16 protein-coding genes and 2 tRNA genes are annotated in these 16,696 nt (G+C 68.8%); 8 read left to right on the forward strand and 10 right to left on the reverse strand.

Going from position 1 to position 16,696, the window contains the following annotated elements; genetic code table 11:
• Positions 1-32: 32 nt before the first annotated feature.
• The 4 genes from ACK4E3_RS05960 to hemC all read right to left on the reverse strand — a co-directional run bounded on the left by ACK4E3_RS05960 (position 33) and on the right by hemC (position 2,447).
• Positions 33-593, reverse strand: coding sequence for a hypothetical protein (locus tag ACK4E3_RS05960; protein WP_409697740.1), 561 nt, complete (start codon positions 591-593; stop codon positions 33-35).
• A gap of 34 nt (positions 594-627) precedes the next feature.
• A tRNA-Thr gene (locus tag ACK4E3_RS05965) sits at positions 628-703 on the reverse strand.
• 50 nt (positions 704-753) lie between these two features.
• Positions 754-1,467: a uroporphyrinogen-III synthase gene (locus ACK4E3_RS05970; RefSeq protein WP_409697743.1), complete on the reverse strand. Its 714-nt coding sequence runs from the start codon at positions 1,465-1,467 to the stop codon at positions 754-756.
• 8 nt (positions 1,468-1,475) lie between these two features.
• Entirely contained in the window at positions 1,476-2,447 is a 972-nt protein-coding gene (gene hemC / locus ACK4E3_RS05975; RefSeq protein ID WP_409697747.1) for a hydroxymethylbilane synthase, read from the reverse strand.
• Positions 2,448-2,545: 98 nt separating this feature from the next.
• Here hemC and tsaD point away from each other — a divergent pair, with 98 nt between their 5' ends.
• From tsaD to ACK4E3_RS05990, 3 genes are all read left to right on the forward strand, one after another.
• Entirely contained in the window at positions 2,546-3,667 is a 1,122-nt protein-coding gene (tsaD, locus tag ACK4E3_RS05980) for a tRNA (adenosine(37)-N6)-threonylcarbamoyltransferase complex transferase subunit TsaD (protein WP_409697750.1), read from the forward strand.
• Between the two features lie 84 nt (positions 3,668-3,751).
• Positions 3,752-4,795, forward strand: a complete 1,044-nt coding sequence (locus tag ACK4E3_RS05985; RefSeq protein WP_409697753.1) for an NAD(P)H-dependent glycerol-3-phosphate dehydrogenase — start codon at positions 3,752-3,754, stop codon at positions 4,793-4,795.
• Positions 4,792-5,187, forward strand: coding sequence for a Rieske (2Fe-2S) protein (locus ACK4E3_RS05990; RefSeq protein WP_409697756.1), 396 nt, complete (start codon positions 4,792-4,794; stop codon positions 5,185-5,187). The genes ACK4E3_RS05985 and ACK4E3_RS05990 overlap by 4 nt, the downstream gene beginning before the upstream one ends.
• Positions 5,188-5,252: 65 nt before the next feature.
• Here the strand turns inward: ACK4E3_RS05990 and ACK4E3_RS05995 are convergent, their stop codons facing one another.
• The gene (locus ACK4E3_RS05995; RefSeq protein WP_409697759.1) at positions 5,253-6,014 is read right to left on the reverse strand and encodes a creatininase family protein; all 762 of its coding nucleotides are present in this window, start codon (positions 6,012-6,014) and stop codon (positions 5,253-5,255) included.
• 124 nt (positions 6,015-6,138) lie between these two features.
• Between ACK4E3_RS05995 and acs the strand changes: the two genes are divergently transcribed.
• The 3 genes from acs (at position 6,139) to nth (ending at position 9,765) form a co-directional block, all read left to right on the forward strand.
• A complete protein-coding gene (acs, locus tag ACK4E3_RS06000; protein WP_409701122.1) occupies positions 6,139-8,073 on the forward strand; it encodes an acetate--CoA ligase in 1,935 nt (644 codons plus the stop codon).
• 148 nt (positions 8,074-8,221) lie between these two features.
• Positions 8,222-8,989 carry a superoxide dismutase gene (locus ACK4E3_RS06005; RefSeq protein WP_409697762.1) on the forward strand — a complete coding sequence of 256 codons (768 nt, stop codon included), beginning with the start codon at positions 8,222-8,224 and terminating at the stop codon, positions 8,987-8,989.
• A gap of 104 nt (positions 8,990-9,093) precedes the next feature.
• Entirely contained in the window at positions 9,094-9,765 is a 672-nt protein-coding gene (gene nth, locus ACK4E3_RS06010) for an endonuclease III (protein WP_409701125.1), read from the forward strand.
• Here the strand turns inward: nth and ACK4E3_RS06015 are convergent.
• Entirely contained in the window at positions 9,702-10,601 is a 900-nt protein-coding gene (locus ACK4E3_RS06015) for a RimK family alpha-L-glutamate ligase (RefSeq protein ID WP_409697765.1), read from the reverse strand. The genes nth and ACK4E3_RS06015 overlap by 64 nt on opposite strands.
• A 98-nt stretch (positions 10,602-10,699) precedes the next feature.
• Between ACK4E3_RS06015 and ACK4E3_RS06020 the strand changes: the two genes are divergently transcribed.
• Complete coding sequence (locus tag ACK4E3_RS06020) at positions 10,700-11,704, forward strand: adenosine kinase (protein ID WP_409697768.1); 1,005 nt, start codon at positions 10,700-10,702, stop codon at positions 11,702-11,704.
• Here the strand turns inward: ACK4E3_RS06020 and ACK4E3_RS06025 are convergent.
• Positions 11,701-13,977, reverse strand: coding sequence for an alpha/beta hydrolase family protein (locus ACK4E3_RS06025; protein WP_409697771.1), 2,277 nt, complete (start codon positions 13,975-13,977; stop codon positions 11,701-11,703). The two genes, ACK4E3_RS06020 and ACK4E3_RS06025, sit on opposite strands and share 4 nt — an antisense overlap.
• A gap of 602 nt (positions 13,978-14,579) precedes the next feature.
• Positions 14,580-14,656: transfer RNA gene (locus ACK4E3_RS06030), tRNA-Arg, on the reverse strand.
• Positions 14,657-14,981: 325 nt separating this feature from the next.
• Between ACK4E3_RS06030 and ACK4E3_RS06035 the strand changes: the two genes are divergently transcribed.
• A complete protein-coding gene (locus tag ACK4E3_RS06035; protein WP_409697774.1) occupies positions 14,982-15,218 on the forward strand; it encodes a hypothetical protein in 237 nt (78 codons plus the stop codon).
• A 52-nt stretch (positions 15,219-15,270) separates the two neighbouring features.
• Here the strand turns inward: ACK4E3_RS06035 and ACK4E3_RS06040 are convergent, their stop codons facing one another.
• Both ACK4E3_RS06040 and ACK4E3_RS06045 read right to left on the reverse strand, forming a co-directional pair.
• Entirely contained in the window at positions 15,271-16,107 is an 837-nt protein-coding gene (locus tag ACK4E3_RS06040) for a neutral zinc metallopeptidase (protein ID WP_409697777.1), read from the reverse strand.
• A 107-nt stretch (positions 16,108-16,214) separates the two neighbouring features.
• A complete protein-coding gene (locus ACK4E3_RS06045) occupies positions 16,215-16,595 on the reverse strand; it encodes a hypothetical protein (RefSeq protein ID WP_409697780.1) in 381 nt (126 codons plus the stop codon).
• Between the last annotated feature and the right edge of the window lie 101 nt (positions 16,596-16,696).

Raw genomic sequence — 16,696 nt, forward strand, 5'->3', positions numbered from 1 at the left:
CGCGATGCCCGCGCGCCTAAGGATAAGGGAGGCTAGTTTTCGGGGATCCAGCACTCATCCTGAAAAGCGCGTCGCAGCGGGGTGTCAACAAAAGCTGGCGCATTGTTAATATACTTGGCCGCTTCGCTTTTACCTTCAGGTGTCAGCCCCTGAAGGTATGTCTTGGCACCGCCTATGCAGAACGGATTGCTGGTTTCTTTCTCAAAGTTGCTTGAAAGCCCTGTCCAGACGACGACATCCAAGCCCTTCTTCGCTGCCCATTCTATCACGGTATTTGGAGTATGGGGTTCACATTGACGGCTACCATCCGCGAAGTAGTAGCCAATTCTGCTCAAGATAGTACCTTCCCTGGATCGCAAATCGCAGATGGTATCGTCTGGATTTCGCCTCTTACTCAACGCATATGCCACCCGGCAAGGACTGCCGTTTTCATCATCAATAACTAGCGTCAGCGCACCGCCACGTGTTTTAGATATTCTTGAAAATTCGAGCTTGAGTTTCGGGCCGTCAAAGCACCATTCGCCATGCTGATCGTCAAACTCGGGTCGACGATCCCAGATCAGGGACCCCCACCCTAGAATTGCGATCTTCATTTGCGCCATTTTGCTTGGATATGCTGGAAAAAACTGGTGCCGCAGAAGGGACTCGAACCCCCGACCCTCGCATTACGAATGCGATGCTCTACCAGCTGAGCTACTGCGGCCCGTCCGGGCGGGCGCGGATGCGCGGGCGGCCCGGAAACAGGCGCGTTCCTTATACGCGCGAGGCGGCTTTGCCAAGCGTCTCGCACACGCCCGCATCGTCGGGGCTGTCGCTGACGAGGATGGCCCCCATGCCCGCTGCGCGCAGGGGCGCGGCCGCAGCCTGCGAGATGGCGATCACGGGCAGATCCTGCGCGCTGGCGCTGATCGCGTGCCGATGAAGCGCATCCACCAGCGCCTCGGCTCCGCGCGGCGAATGGACCAGAACGGCGCCCAGCGCCCCAGACCGCAGGGCTTTCAGCCCGGCCTTCGGCACGGCGCGGCGGGTCTCATAGGCCTCGACCAGATTCACCGCGATCCCTGAAGCGCCCAGCAGGCCCGCCAGATCGCCCGCGCGATCGAGGCCCGCGACGTGGGTGATGGCCCCGCCAGAGGCCTCACGCGCGATCAGGGCGGCCAGCGCCTCGACATCGCCGCCCGCGCTTTTCACGTCGCGAAACCCTGCCCGCCGCGCGGCGCGGGCCGTGGCATCGCCCACGCAATAGACCCTCGCCTCGTGATCGACGTCGCTGCGGGCGAGTGCACGCACCGCGTTGCTGCTGGTGAAGGCCAGAGGCCCTCGCAGCGCAGGCAGGGCCTTGCGCGCAACCACCTTCAGCACCGGCGAGACCAGCGGCGCGAAGCCCATCGCCCTGATCCTTCGCGCGGTGGCACGGGCACCGGGCAGGGTGCGGGTGATCCAGATGCGTCCGGGTGGCGCGCTCATGGCCCGGCTCAGGCCAGCACCAGATCGTTGCCGGCATCGCGGCGCACGGCCTGGCCCAGATCAAGGCCCATGGCCTCGGCCTGATCGCGCGTGCCCATGTCCATGCTGGCGCGGCGGCGCCAGCGCATCGCCCCGTCGGGGTTGAGCGCCTCGACGGTGAGATGCAGCACGCCCTCCTCGATCACCCCGTGAGCACCGATGGCGGTGCGGCACGAGCCCTCCAGCGCGCGCATGGCTCCGCGCTCTGCGGCGACGCACAGGGCCGTCGCGTCATGATCGAGCGCCCCGGCCCAGTCCTGCCCGGCGTCCTCGCTGCGGCATTGCAAGGCCAGCGCCCCCTGTCCGGGGGCGGGCACGAACACCTCGGGATCGAGCAGGGCGGTGATGCGCGCCTCAAGACCCAGACGCCTCAGACCCGCCGCCGCCAGAATGATGGCCTCGAACTCTCCGGCCTCCAGCCGCCTGAGGCGCGTGTCCACATTGCCGCGCAAAAGTCCGACCTCCAGATCGGGGCGCAGGTTCAGAAGCTGGGCCTGACGGCGCAGGCTGGCGGTGCCCACGCGCGCCCCGCGCGGCAGGGCCTCCACACTGCCATAGCGCCTAGAGACCAGCGCATCGCGCGCATCCTCGCGCACGGGCACGGCGCAGATGACAAGGCCGGGCGGCTGGTCGGCGGGCATGTCCTTCATGGAGTGCACGGCCAGATCGGCGCGTCGCTCCAGCAGGGCGGCCTCGATCTCCTTGGTGAACAGCGCCTTGCCGCCCGCCTCCATCAGGCGCCGGTCCTGTATGCGGTCGCCCGTGGTCACGACTTCGAGCAGGGGCGCGGCCCTGTCCGCGTCGGCCCGGATGCCGAGGGACGCCAGCAGGGCGTCGCGGGTCTGGCGGGTCTGGGTCAGGGCCAGGGCCGAGCGGCGCGTGGCGATGCGCACCACGGGCAAGGTCGGGACGGCGGCGGGGGATGGGTCAGCTTCGGACATGATGCTCGCAGGCCTTCGCAGGGGGGCGGCACGGGTCTATAGGACGGACCCCTCAACCGATAAGGCCCCGCCGCGCGCGGGCTCAGCGCCGAACCGCCATGACGCCAGCTTCTGCCGACTATACGAGCACGGACGCGCCCGCAACGTCGCGGGTGGTGCTGGGCATCGAGACCAGCTGCGACGAGACCGCCGCCGCCGTGGTGAGGCGCGAGCCCAGCGGCGCGCTGAGCGTGCTGTCGTCGGTGGTGCTGAGCCAGATCGACGCCCATGCGGCCTTTGGCGGCGTGGTGCCCGAGATCGCCGCGCGCGCCCATGTCGAGGCCATCGCCCCGGTGGCGCGCCGTGCGCTGGCCGAGGCGGGCATGACGCCTTCACAGCTCGATGCCATCGCCGCCACGGCCGGGCCGGGCCTGATCGGCGGGGTCATGGTGGGGCTGTCGTTCGCCAAGGCCATGGCCGTGGGGCTGAAGGTGCCGCTGATCGCGGTCAATCATCTGGAAGGCCACGCCGTCTCGGCCCGGCTGGGGGCGGCGTGCGACTATCCCTTCCTGCTGCTGCTGGTTTCGGGCGGGCACTGCCAGATCCTGAAGGTCGAGGGCATCGGTGCCATGACGCGGCTGGGCACCACGCTCGATGATGCGGCGGGCGAGGCCTTCGACAAGATCGCCAAGGTCATGGGCCTCGGCTATCCGGGCGGTCCGGCGCTGGAGGCGCTGGCGGCCTCGGGGGATGCGGAGCGCTTCGAGCTGCCGCGCGCCCTTCTGGGGCGAGCCGGTTGCGATTTTTCCTTCTCGGGGCTCAAGACGGCGGCGGCGCGCATGGTGCCGCTGCTGCAAGGCGATCAGGACCGCGCCGATCTGGCCGCCAGCGTCCAGAGCGCCATCGCCCGCCAGCTTCACGACCGGGTCGAGCGCGCCATGCGTGACTGGCCAGAGACCCTGGCGCGCCGCTTCGTGGTCGCGGGCGGAGTGGCGGCCAACGGTTGCGTTCGCGCACGCCTCACCGCGCTTTGCGAGGCGCAGGGCTTTTCGTTTCATGCGCCGCCGCTGGCCTATTGCACCGACAATGCCGCCATGATCGCCGCCAGCGGGCTGGAGCGGCTGGTGCTGGGGCTGACATCTCCGCTCGATGCGCCTGCCCGCCCGCGCTGGCCGCTGGACGAGGTCACCGCCGCGCTCAGCCCCGTGCATCGCACCGGGCGCAAGGGCGCGCGCGCATAAGCCTTTGCCAAGCCGCCTGCGCCGCCGCTAAGACTGCTCACCCACAAGAGTTCCGCCCACGGAACCGGAGCCCCAGGAGCCTTCATGTCCCGGACCGACGCCGCCCCGGCCGCCACCAAAACCGCTGCACCCACGCCCTTTCGACGCGCGGGCGTGATCGGGGCGGGCGCGTGGGGCACGGCTCTGGCCCAGGTGTGCGCGAGAGCCGGGCTCGACACCCTGCTTCAGGCGCGCGAGCCCGAGGTGGTGCGCTCCATCCGCAAGCACCGCGTCAACGAGGCCTTCCTGCCGGGCGTCGAGCTGGATGCGCGCATAAACGTCACCGGCAGCCTCGCGGCGCTGGCGGACTGTGACATGGTGCTGGCCGTGGCCCCTGCCCAGCACCTTCGCGCGGCGCTGAGCGCCTTCGCCCCCCATGCGCGCGAGAAGCTGCCGGTGCTGATCTGTGCCAAGGGCGTGGAGCGCGGCTCCCTGGCCCTGATGACCGATGTGCTGGCCGAGACCCTGCCACACGCCGTGCCTGCCGTGCTGTCCGGCCCCAGCTTCGCGGGCGAGGTGGCGCGCGGCCTGCCCACCGCCGTGACCCTGGCGTGCGAGGACGAGGCGCTGGCCGAGGCGCTGGGTCAGGCGCTGTTCACCCCTTCGTTCCGGCCCTATCTGGCGCACGACCTGATCGGGGCCGAGGCGGGCGGCGCGCTCAAGAACGTTCTGGCCATCGCCTGCGGCATCGTCGAGGGACGCGCGCTGGGCCGCAGCGCCCATGCCGCCGTCATCACGCGCGGCTTTGCCGAGATGACCCGTCTGGCCGTGGCCCTTGGCGGGCGCGCCGAGACGGTGGCCGGGCTGTGCGGTCTGGGCGATCTGGTGCTGACCTGTTCCAGCCCCCAGTCGCGCAACATGAGCGTCGGTCTGGCGCTGGGCCGGGGCGAGACGCTGGAGCAGGCGCGCGCGGGCAAGCTGTCGGTGGCCGAGGGTGTCGAGAGCGCGCCGGCGGTGCGTCAGCTGGCCGCGCGCCTGGGCATCGACACGCCCATCTGCGAGGCCGTGGCCATGGTGCTGGAGGGCGAACTGAGCGTCGATCAGGCCATCGACGACCTGCTCTCGCGCCCCCTGCGCAGCGAGTCATGAGTCCACAGCCGCCCTCACCGCCCGAGGAACCAGAGCCCCGCGCCCGTGTCTGGAAGACGCCGCCGGGCGTCGCGCTGGGCGCGGTGTCCGAGATTCCCGACCCCGGCGCGCGCAGCTATGTGCTCCAGATCGGCGAGGCCTTCTTTCACGGCTTCGTCGTGCACAAGGATGGCCGGATCGCGGGCTATGTCGATCGCTGCCCCCATGCGGGCCATCCGCTGGCCATAGAGCTGGACCGCTATCTCAGCCGCGACGGCGAGCTGATCCTGTGCTCGTGGCACGGGGCGGTGTTCCAGCCGCTGAGCGGTCTGTGCGTGGGCGGGCCGTGCGCGGGCGCAAGGCTGACGCCCTGGCCCGTGCGCGATGACGGCGGGATCATCCGCACGGCCTGATCCGCATCAGGTCAGCCTTGGGGCCAGCCTTGGGGCCAGCCTTGGGGCCAGCCTTGGGCGCGAGCCTAGGGCTGCTGCTCGGCGGCAAAGGCCGTGAGGTCCGCATCCAGCGCAGGCACCGCCTTGTCGATGATCTGCTGGCCCTTCTCGGGGCTGGCCAGATCGGGGTCCGAGCCGATGCGGCCATCGGGGAAGCGGGCGCGATAGTCGTGGGCATCGCGGATCGGGCCGATCGGCGCGATGCGGGGCGAATAGCTGGCGCGCTTGATGCTGTCGGGATAGCCCGCCTGGGTCACGGCGATCTCGGAGGGCGTGGCGTGCATCCCGTGGCCTTCGGGGAACATCCGGTTGCAGAAGTCGGTGACGCCCGGCAGATCCCACCAGTTGCGCAACTTCAGCATGAAGGGCGCGCGCTCGTCGGCATAGGACCACTCGGCATAGATCTCGGCAAAGGCCGCCTCGATGGAGGCCACGTTGCCGCCGTGCCCGTTCAGGAAATAGATGCGCTCGAAGCCGTGCCGCGTCAGCGAGCTGACCCAGTCGCCGATCGCCGCCATGAAGGTGCTTGGCCGCAGGGTGATGGTGCCGGGAAACGCCAGGTGGTGCTGGGCCATGCCGATGTTGAAGGTCGGCGCCACGGTGATGGCCTCATTGGCGCTCTCGGCGGCCAGGGCGATGATCTCCGGGCACAGCCAGTCGGTGCCGAGCAGGCCCGTGGGGCCGTGCTGCTCGTTCGAGCCGATGGGCACGACCACGGTGCGCGCGAGCGGCGATTGGCTCTTGAGACGCGCGTCGATCTCGGGCCAGGATGAAAAGGCGATACGCATGACGGGGCACTCCTGAGGTTTACTGACAGCCGGACATGCCCCTGCCATAGAGAAATCCGCGCGCCGTGGCGAGAGCACGTCCCCGCTGCCCGCCGCCGCAGCCCGCAAGCCGACGGAGGCCGTCCTGACCCCTGACCAGACCTTTCCGCCGCCCGAGGATTTCGCCGCGCATGCGGGTCTCGACGGCGCAGCGCTGGCGCGCATGAGCGAGCAGGCGGCGCGCGACCCAGACAGCTTCTGGCGGACCGTGGGCGAGCGCCTGCACTGGTTCAGGCCCTTCACCCAGGTGCAGGACACCAGCTTCGATCCCGCCGATTTCCGCATCCGATGGTATGCCGATGGCGAGCTGAACGCCTGCTACAACTGCGTGGACCGTCACCTGCCCGAGCGCGCCGATCAGGTGGCGATCCTGTTCGAGGGTGACGAGCCGGGCACGGGCGGGTCCATGACCTATGGCGAGCTGCACCGCGAGGTGTGCCGCATGGCCAATGTGCTCAAGTCCCTCGGCGTGGGCCGGGGCGATCGCGTCACCCTCTATCTGCCCATGATCCCGCTGGCCTGCGTGGCCATGCTGGCGTGCGCGCGCATCGGGGCGGTGCATTCGGTGGTGTTCGGCGGCTTCTCGCCCGAGGCGCTGGCGGGCAGGATCGCCGACTGCCGCTCGGATTTCGTCATCACCGCCGACGAGGGGCGGCGCGGCGGGCGGCGCGTGCCGCTCAAGGCCAATGTCGACAGGGCCCTTGAGATCGCGCCCGTCTCGGCGGTGCTCATGCTGCGCTGGACCGGGGCGGAGGTGGCGCTCACGCACGGGCGCGACCACGTCTATGAAGACCTGCGCGATCAGGTTCCGGCCGATTGCCCGGCCGAGCCCATGGGCGCGGAAGACCCCCTGTTCATCCTCTATACCTCGGGCTCGACGGGCAAGCCCAAGGGGGTGCTGCACACCACCGGCGGCTATCTGGCCTGGGCCAGCTTCACCCACGAGATCGTCTTCGACTGGCGCGAGGGCGACATCTACTGGTGCACGGCGGACGTGGGCTGGGTCACGGGCCACAGCTACATCGTCTATGGACCGCTGGCCAACGGGGCTACCACACTGGTATTCGAGGGCGTGCCGACCTGGCCCGATGCCAGCCGCTGCTGGCAGGTGGTGGACCGGCACAAGGTGACGCTGTTCTACACCGCGCCCACGGCCATCCGCGCCCTGATGCGCGAGGGCGACGATTTCGTCACCCGCACCTCGCGCAGCAGCCTGCGCCTGCTGGGCTCCGTCGGCGAGCCCATCAATCCCGAGGCCTGGCTGTGGTATCACCGCGTGGTGGGCGAGGGGCGCTGTCCCATCGTCGATACCTGGTGGCAGACCGAGACCGGCGGCATTCTGATCAGTCCCGTGCCCGGCGCCACCACGCTCAAGCCCGGCTCGGCCACGCGTCCCCTGCCCGGCATCCTGCCGGCCATCGTGACGCCGCAGGGCGACATCCTGCAAGGTCCGGCCGAAGGCCCGCTGTGCATCACCGCCTCATGGCCCGGCCAGATGCGCACCGTCTATGGCGATCACCAGCGTTTCCTCGACACCTATTTCTCGACCTTTCCGGGCAAGTATTTCACCGGCGACGGGGCGCGGCGCGATGGCGACGGCTATTACTGGATCACGGGGCGCATCGACGATGTGCTCAACGTCTCGGGCCACCGGCTCGGCACCGCCGAGATCGAGAGCGCGCTGGTCTCGCACCCGCTGGTGGCCGAGGCTGCCGTGGTGGGCTATCCCCACGACATCAAGGGCCAGGGCGTGTGGGCCTATGTGACGCTGGTGGCCGACAGCGCGCCGTCCGAGGCCCTGCGCGCCGAGCTGGTCGGCCATGTGCGCGCCCAGATCGGCCCCATCGCCAGCCCCGATGTCATCCAGTGGGCACCCGCCCTGCCCAAGACCCGCTCGGGCAAGATCATGCGCCGCATCCTGCGCAAGATCGCCGAGGGCGACACGGGCAGCCTCGGCGACACCTCGACACTGGCCGATCCGGCGGTGGTCGACGAGCTGATCGCCGCGCGCCCCGCCTGATGGCCCGCACATCCGTCACCCCTGCGGGCACGAATCACGGCTTCAGGCATTGATGCTGGACGCAGAACGGGCGCGGCGGCGACACCTTCGGTGCCGTGCCCACGCTTGCGATGATCGCCGCATGAGCCAGACTGTTCGGGAGACAGCCATGACCCAGACCGACCGCCGCGCCTTTCTCACCCTTGCCGCCAGCGGTGCGGCCCTGACCGGCCTGGCTGCCTGCACCACTGCGCGCGCCGCCTTCTCGCCGGGACTGAGCGCCCTGCCCACCGTGCCCGGCGTGCTGGCGGGCTCGGGGCGCTTTTCGCTGGCACCGCTGCCCTATGGCGAGGATGCGCTGGTGCCGGTCATCGACGCCGAGACCATGCGGCTGCACCACGGCCTGCACCACAATGCCTATGTGAACGGCCTGAACGACGCCATCGGGCGCGATCCCGCACTCGCCCCGCTCACCCTCGAACAGATGCACGCGCGCATGAGCACCCTGCCGGCGGCCGTGCGCAACAACGGCGGCGGCCACTACAATCACACCCTGTTCTGGGCGCTGATGGCCCCGCCGGGCACGGGCGGCGCGCCCTCGCCCGCCCTGCTGGCCCAGATCGAGCGCGACTTCGGCTCGCTGGAGGCCATGCGCGAGGCCTTCAACCAGGCGGGCACGGGTCAGTTCGGCGCGGGCTGGGCGTGGCTGATCTGGACCGGTCAGCGTCTTGAGGTCACCTCCACGCCCAATCAGGACAATCCGCTGATGGATCTGGCGGGCACGCGCGGCCAGCCGATCCTGGCCAATGATGTCTGGGAGCACGCCTATTATCTCGGCTATCGCAACCGGCGCGCCGAATATCTGTCAGCCTGGTGGCAGGTGGTGAACTGGTCCGTGGCCAGCGCCCTGTTCGATCAGGCCCGCGCGGGCAGCTGATCTTGGCCGGGGGGCAGAAGACATCCGCAGGCAGGGCGCGCGGTCGGGCCAAGGCCAGCGACCGGGCAGGCGGCTGGCCGCCCGATCCTGCGCGGGTCGAGGCGATCTTCACGCGCCTGTCGGCCATCATGCCCGAGCCCAAGACCGAGCTGAACTTCACCGATCCCTTCACCCTCGTCGTCGCCGTGGCCCTGTCCGCCCAGACCACCGACGTCGCCGTCAACAAGGCCACCGCGCGCCTGTTCGCCGATGCCCCAAGCCCGCACGCCATGGCGGCCCTGGGCGAAGAGGGGCTGATCCCCTACATCTCGTCCATCGGCCTTTATCGCAACAAGGCGCGCCACGTCATCGCCCTGTGCCGCATCCTGATCGACCAGCACGGCGGCCACGTTCCTCTGACGCGCGAGGGGCTTCAGGCCCTGCCCGGGGTGGGGCGCAAGACCGCCAGCGTGGTGCTGAACGAGCTGGGCATCGAGCCCGCCATAGCGGTGGACACCCATGTCTTTCGCGTCTCGCACCGCCTCGGCCTCGCCAATGCCTCGACGCCCGACAAGGTCGAGGACCAGCTTCACCGCGTGGTGCCGCTCCCCTGGCTGGACAAGGCCCATCACTGGCTGATCCTGCACGGGCGCTACACCTGCACGGCGCGCGCGCCCAAATGCCTGAGCTGTCCGATCAGCGATCTGTGCCCCGCCATTGGTCAGGCCAGCCTTCAGAGCACCCCGGCCACGGCCTCGGCAAAGCGGGCACCGCGCAAGGGATCAAAGCCCAGATAGAGATCGGGCTCGATCAGCTCGGCCTCCATCAGACAGGGTCTGCCCTCGTGGCGCACCAGATCGATGCGCGCATAGAGCAGCGGCTCGTCGATCACCGCCAGCACGCCCTGCGCCGCCTCGCGCACGTCTTCGGGAGGCGTCGCCGCCTCGATGTGCCCGCCGTATTCGGGCTGGATGCGGAAATCGCCGCTGCGGGGCCGCTTGGTGATGGCATGGCTGAAGGTGCCGCCACAGAAGATCAGCGACCACTCGCCCTCGCTCTCTATGGCCGGCAGATAGGGCTGGATGATCGCCGCGCCCTCCGGCCCCTCGCCCGTGCGCCAGTCATCGAGGCTGTGGATGCGCAAGGTGCGATAGGCACTGGCCGAGACCTGCGGCTTGACGATCACCGTGCCGTGGCGCGCCAGAGCCTGCGCCACCATCGCCTCGTCGAGACGCTCGACATGGCTTGAGGGCACCACCGGCGCGCCGCGCGCAGCCAGCTTCGCCAGATAGGCCTTGTCCGCATTCCATGACAGCACCTCAGGCGGGTTCATGACCGCCGCGCCCGCCTCGCGCCACAGCGCGCACGCGCTCTGCCAGTCGGCCCCGCGCCTGTGATAGCCCCAGACCATCAGCGGCAGCACCAGCCGCGCGCCCGCCAAAGGCCCCGTGTCCGCGATCACTTTCGTCCAGGGAAGATGGCTGACCGCCAGCCCGCGCGCCTCCAGCGGATCGGTCATCCTCTGGCAGACCTCGCGCCAGCGGCCCGAGAAGGCAGGATCATCGGGATCGGGGGTCAGGATCAGCACATCGCTCATGGCCCCTGCCTTAGCGTCGGTGCGTCTGGCTGTCATCACGGGCCCCTCGCCTGTCAGCCCTACACGTGTCAGCCCCCTTCGCTTGTCAGCCCCCCTCGCTTGTCAGCATGGCCTGCGCCCGCTAGAGCCCGCCCATGAACAGACCCGCCCCCCTGTACGACATCACCGCCATCGGCAACGCCATCGTCGATGTGCTGGCCCCCTGCGATGAAGCCTTTCTTGACCGGCAGGGGCTCGTGAAGGGCTCCATGCAGCTCGTCACGCCCGAGCAGAGCCACGCGCTCTATCTGGCCATGGCCGATCAGGTGAAGGCCCATGGCGTCGAGGCCTCGGGCGGCTCGGCGGGCAACACCGTGGCGGGCATCGCCTCGCTGGAGGGGCGCGCCGCCTATGTCGGCAAGGTCGGCACCGATGCGCTGGGCGAGGTGTTCACCAACGACATCCGCCGCGCGGGGCTTCATTTCGACACCGCTCCGCTTGCCGGTGCTCCCACCGGGCGCTGCCTGATCAATGTGACGCCCGACGGCCAGCGCACCATGTGCACCTCGCTGGGGGCCGCCAGCCAGCTTCAGGCCGATGACATCAACGAGGCCCTGATCGCCGCTTCGTCAATCGTCTATCTGGAGGGTTATCTGTTCGACCCGGCCCCTGCGCGCGCGGCCTTCGAGCGCGCCGCCCGGCTTGCGCACCAGTATGGGCGGCGCTGTGCCATCACCCTGTCCGATACCTTTGTGGTCGATCGCTGGCGCGCGCCGCTGATGGCCTTTGTCGAGGGGGGTGCCGACATCGTGCTGGCCAACGAGGCCGAGCTGCTCAGCCTGTTTCAGACCGACGACTTCGAGAGCGCCTGCACGGCCCTGGCCCAGCGGGTCGAGATCGCCGCCGTGACCCGCAGCGAGAAGGGCTCGCTGATCGTGTCGGGTGGCCAGCGCATTGAAGTGCCCGCCGCGCCGGTCGCGCAGGTTGTCGATACCACCGGCGCGGGCGATCAGTATGCCGCCGGTTTCCTGCTCGGGCTTTCGCGCGGCGAGAGCCTGGAGCGCTGCGGGGCGCTGGGCGCGATGGCGGCTGCCGAGGTCATCGCCCACTGGGGACCGCGCCCGGCCACGTCTCTTGCCCGTCTCGCCGAGCGCCTCTAGCGCCGCCCGCGGAAAAGTTCCTCGCGCCGAACGACATACATACGGCTTGATGCGGTAATTTCCGGGCGCATTTCGTAGGCATGCCACTCGGGCATTGTGCCATCCCACCCCGGTGGAGGGATGTGGGTGAACAGGAAGCGCTCGATTTCCGCAAAGGCCTCGTTCTGGTCAGGGTAACGCCAGCGCGAGTGGCGCGCAGAGCTCAGCCAGACCGTCTCGACCTCGTGCCCGGCCCGTCTCAGCGCGCGCGCCATGCTCTCCGACTGTTCAATGGGGACAACGCCGTCCAGCCGTCCGTGAATGAGCAGGGTCGGCAGACTCCAGCGGTCGGCATGGCGGATCGGAGAGATGCTCTCCAGACGTTCGCGGTCGTGGACCGGGTGTCCGAGTGACTGCGCCCAGTACTGGAAGCGCGTGGAGTCCTCACCGTAGGTGCGCCGCTCCCACTGCTGTATGGCGACCGGGTCGGACACCCCGGCAATGGAGATCACGCACCGGTAGATAGACTGCTGGGTCGCGCCGGCCCACAGGGCGACATAGCCGCCATAGCTGGCGCCCATGATGCACATGGCATCGCCATCGACGAGGTTCTCGTTGACCAGATGCATCACCCCGTCGGTGACATCATCCTGCATCAGCGCGCCCCACTGTCCATAGCCTGCGCGCGCAAAGTCCCGGCCGAAGCCGGACGAGCCACGGAACTGGGGCTGGAACACCGCATAGCCCCGGCTGGCCAGAAACTGGACCCAGAGGTCATAATCGTAGTGGTCACGCACTTCAGGCCCGCCGTGGGGCAGCACCACCAGCGGACGAGGCGCGCTCGCGCCGGGCATCTCGGTCAGATAGCCGAACAGGCGCGTGCCATCGCGGGCGGTATAGTCGATGCGACGCATCACCCCCATGCGCTCCATGGCAAGGGCGGGATAGGCATTGCCGATCAGCTCGACCTGCTGCCTGTTGCGATCGTAGAGATAATAGGTGCCCGGCTCGTCCGGTCCCGAGACGCTGAGAACCCAGCGCGCGTTATCCCGGCTCTGGGACGTGATGCGGATGTTGCGCTCGTCCTCGAAGAACCTGTGCAGCCCCGCCATGGTCTGCGCTGTCTCGGGATTGGCAAAGTCGCACCGGTAGACGTCTGCCCAGTAACATCCGGCAAGGAACTCGCCGCTGCTGCTGACCATGATCGCATCCGCATCGTATACGGGATGGGCATAGACCGAAGGCCCGAGTGATCCGGTGGTGAAATCGTAGCGGTGAACGGCCGAGGTGCCGCTGACACCGTCATCGGGACGACGGATCACGAAGAACTCGCCCGGGCTGTCCGTGGGTCCGAGGATGGTCAGCTCGGGCTGCGCCTCCAGGTCGCGCCGACTGATATTCGCCACGCGATGCCAGCGGCCGTCTTCGCCCCTGCGCTCGATGATGGACCTGTCGCCACGGGCATTGGCACCGCGAATACGCCCGACCACCTGACCGTTCGCGTCGATGTGATAAGCGCTGATATAGCGCACGCCCTCGTCCTGCATGCGGTGCTGGCCCGTGTGAATGTTCACGCGCCGTGTGCCCACATGTCCGGTGCGCGTTGTCACCGTGATGATGATCTCGTCGCTTTGACCCCTCAGCACGGACGCAAGCCCCACGATCCGGTCCGTGCCAATCGCGAAATCCGAAGTGATCAGCGAGCGGGTTCCATCGGGGCGGAACAGCAGGAACCCCCGCGCAGAATAGTCATCACGACGCCAGTTGCGTGACGGATCGATCAGCATGGGCAGGGAAGAGCCGGTCCGGATAATGCCATAGCGCTGCTCCAGCACCTCGACGACCAGACTCTCGTCGTTCTTCCAGTGCAGCGCTCCGACCCTCATGATCTGGGAATCGCCGATCTCGCCGACATCCATCAGGGACACGCGCTCGCCCGTTTCGAGATCGCGCAGATAGAGCCTGCCACGGCCCTGATGGCGCACCTCATAACTCAGATAGCGGCCCGACGGGGACAGCTGCACATGATTTAGCACCGGCTCCGACAGCAGTTCCCACATGATCAGGGGGCCCGCGCCACCCAGCTCCAGAGCGACTCCCGTGCCCTGTTCCTCTACGGCACCCTCAGTCCCCTCCTCGGCATCCTGCGCCTGAGCAGTCGTTGCCAGCAGCAGCGCCACGACCACAGACGCGAGCAGCGCCAGAAAACCGCTCACCCAAGCCTGCGGTGCGAAACCGGCAACACCATGGGCACGCACCCGCGAGCGCGCACGGCACGACATGACGAAAGACATTGAAACACTCCCCCCTACAACCGCTCCAGTGAGCCTGTCAGGCGGGCAGCCGTCAACCCCCGGGTGCGAAGTCGCCAGAACTCGCGTACCCACGCCAAAGCCCGAGCACTGCTGTCTGACAGGGGCGTTGCAGCGCACGACCGGACGAGCGCCGCGCTCAAATACTCCCTGAAATCCGCAGCTTCTGTGCGCTGGATGGCAATCTTCGCGCATCGCTTCTGGCGCGGGCCACGCTTGGGGTGCCCCTTCGGCATGGGAGAGCGCGCAAGGCCTTCGCAGCTTGTGTGCCTGAGGCGGCGCGAGAGGTGCGGGGCACTTTCTGGCCCCTGTCGAAAGCAGGGGTGTCCGCTCTGGCGTCAAGGCCGCCGGAGCGCCCGCCGGCAGCGAAAGCGCAAGTTCGTGAAGAGCGAGCCGCGCCTGGCCACCGCAAAACCTCTCGCGGTCAGATCAAGGGCGCGCGCCGAAACGGTCCCTCGCCTCAACATCCGGGCGCGTGCACCGGTCCGGCCGGACTCTCCCGCCTTCCCCCCGCTGGGCCAGCGCCCGCGGGGCCGCACGCGCAGCGGGTGAGCGCATGGCAATAAAGGCTGTGAGAAAAAAACTGGCGCACCCGACAGGATTCGAACCTGTGACCTCTGCCTTCGGAGGGCAGCACTCTATCCAGCTGAGCTACGGGTGCATCATCATGAGCGGCTGGTGCGACAGCCGCCCGCAGGCGCGCTGCTTACATCACGCCAGCGCCCCGCACAACCAAGCAGGCGAGAGCACCCGCCCGCCCCCAGTCTGTCAGACCTGCCCGCCCACCAGCCTACCCATGAGCCAGCCGGGCGCCTGATCGAGCCCCCTTTTTCACCCTGGCCCGCCCTGTGCTAGAGTGTGCACTCGATGACTGCGGCCCGAGACGGACCCGCCGCTGCACCCTCGCCGGGCGCTGGCGCGTTCCGCTCATGACGCCCAAGCCCGCGGCCCCCTGACGTGGCCGCCAGACAAAGGATCGAACCGCTATGAAAAAAATTGCCCCCTCCACCCTCATCGCCAGCCTGATGGCGGCCAGTGCCGTCCTCGCCGGATGCGTCGGCGGGCCTGTCCAGCAGACCTATGCCGAAGAACTGGCCGCGCTCAGTGCCAGCTGCGAGGCGCGCGGCGGCATTCTGACGCCCGCAGCAGGTGCGCCCACGGGCCGGGTCGCCACCGACCATGTGTGCGAGATCCGCGACGGCGGCTCGCGCGTTCGCCAGTAGACTTCGCCAGCAGGGCTCTGATCGGCCCGTCTCGCGGACGGTTCACGCCGAGCTAGAGCGGACCTGAAAAGGTGTCGCAGGCGGCCGGATCGCCCTGCTCATATCCGCGCCGCAGCCAGCGCGAGCGCTGTTCGGACGTGCCGTGTGTAAAGGTCTCGGGGCGCGCGCCCTCGCCCTGCAGCCGGTCATCGCCGATGGCCGCCGCCGCGTTCAGCCCCGCCTCCAGATCGCCGGCCTCCAGCGCCACCGCACCGCCCGAGACCCGCCCCGCGTGGTGCGCCCACACCCCTGCGTAACAGTCGGCCTGAAGCTCCAGCGCGACCGAATAGCGATTAGCCGCCGCGCCCCCGCCTGCCCTCGCCTGGGCCGCACGCACCCGGTCCGCCGTGCCGTCAAGCGTCTGAATGTGATGGCCGACCTCATGGCCCAGCACATAGGCCCGCGCGAACTCGCCGCGCGCGCCAAGCTGGCGCTCCATGACCTGCCAGAAGGACAGGTCCAGATAGACCGAGCGGTCGGCGGGGCAATAGAACGGCCCATAGGCCGCTTGGCCATAGCCGCAGGCCGTGCCCGTGCCCTGTTCGTAAAGCACCAGCCCCGGCGCGCGATAGCCGGGCAGAAGCTGGCTCCAGACATCGGTGGTGCTGGTCAGGATCACGTCGACGAACTGGCCGCCTTCGTCCTCGGGCGAGCCGATCTCTCCGGGCTGTTCGCTGCCGGCCTCGAACTGGTTGAGCACGCTGGTGGTCAGCTGCGGGTCGATGCCGAACAGAAGATAGCCGATCAGGGCCAGCGCCCCGACGCCCAGCCCCCCGCCCACCAGTCCGCCACCGCCGCGACCGCGTCGATCCTCGATACCGCCGCCCCGTCTTCCGCCCCGCCAGCGCATGCGTGCCTCCCGTGCCTCGCGCGATCAGTCCACGCAAAGGTCAAATGCATGAAAGGTCAAGCCGGTTCTGTCGGACCAGCAACGCTTCTCTCAGCGGGGATTTTCTCTCAGCGGGGATTTTCTGGGCGCGCCCGCTCGAGCCAGCCGTCCAGCGTGCCCAGATCGCGCTCCATGCGCTGGCGCCGCCCCTCGGCCTCCAGCCTGCGATCGCGCTCGACATCGAGGTTGAAACGCTCGGGCGGAGGCATGGACACCGCAGGCGCGGTACGGGCCCGCTCGATCTCATACAGCGTCAGGCGCGTCTCGATGTCCTGAGCACGCGACATGGCATCGTGCTGGTCGGCCAGCGCCCGCGCACGCTCGCGCATCAGACGGTCCTGCTCGGCGGCGCGCGCCGATGGATTGCCCGGCCACGGCTGGGCCACCGCAAGCGTGCCTGCGGCCAGAGCCACAGACAGGACGATCAGGCAAGGCGTCACGCGCTTCATGGCTCCATCATGCCCGCAGGCAGCGCAAATCCCAAGCGTGGCCGCAACTCTGGCTGAAACCGTGATTGCAACTCTGGCGGCCCTGCGCGGTTGTCGCCCTG

This window comes from Brevundimonas sp. (genome assembly GCF_046299595.1).
Classification (GTDB): domain Bacteria; phylum Pseudomonadota; class Alphaproteobacteria; order Caulobacterales; family Caulobacteraceae; genus Brevundimonas.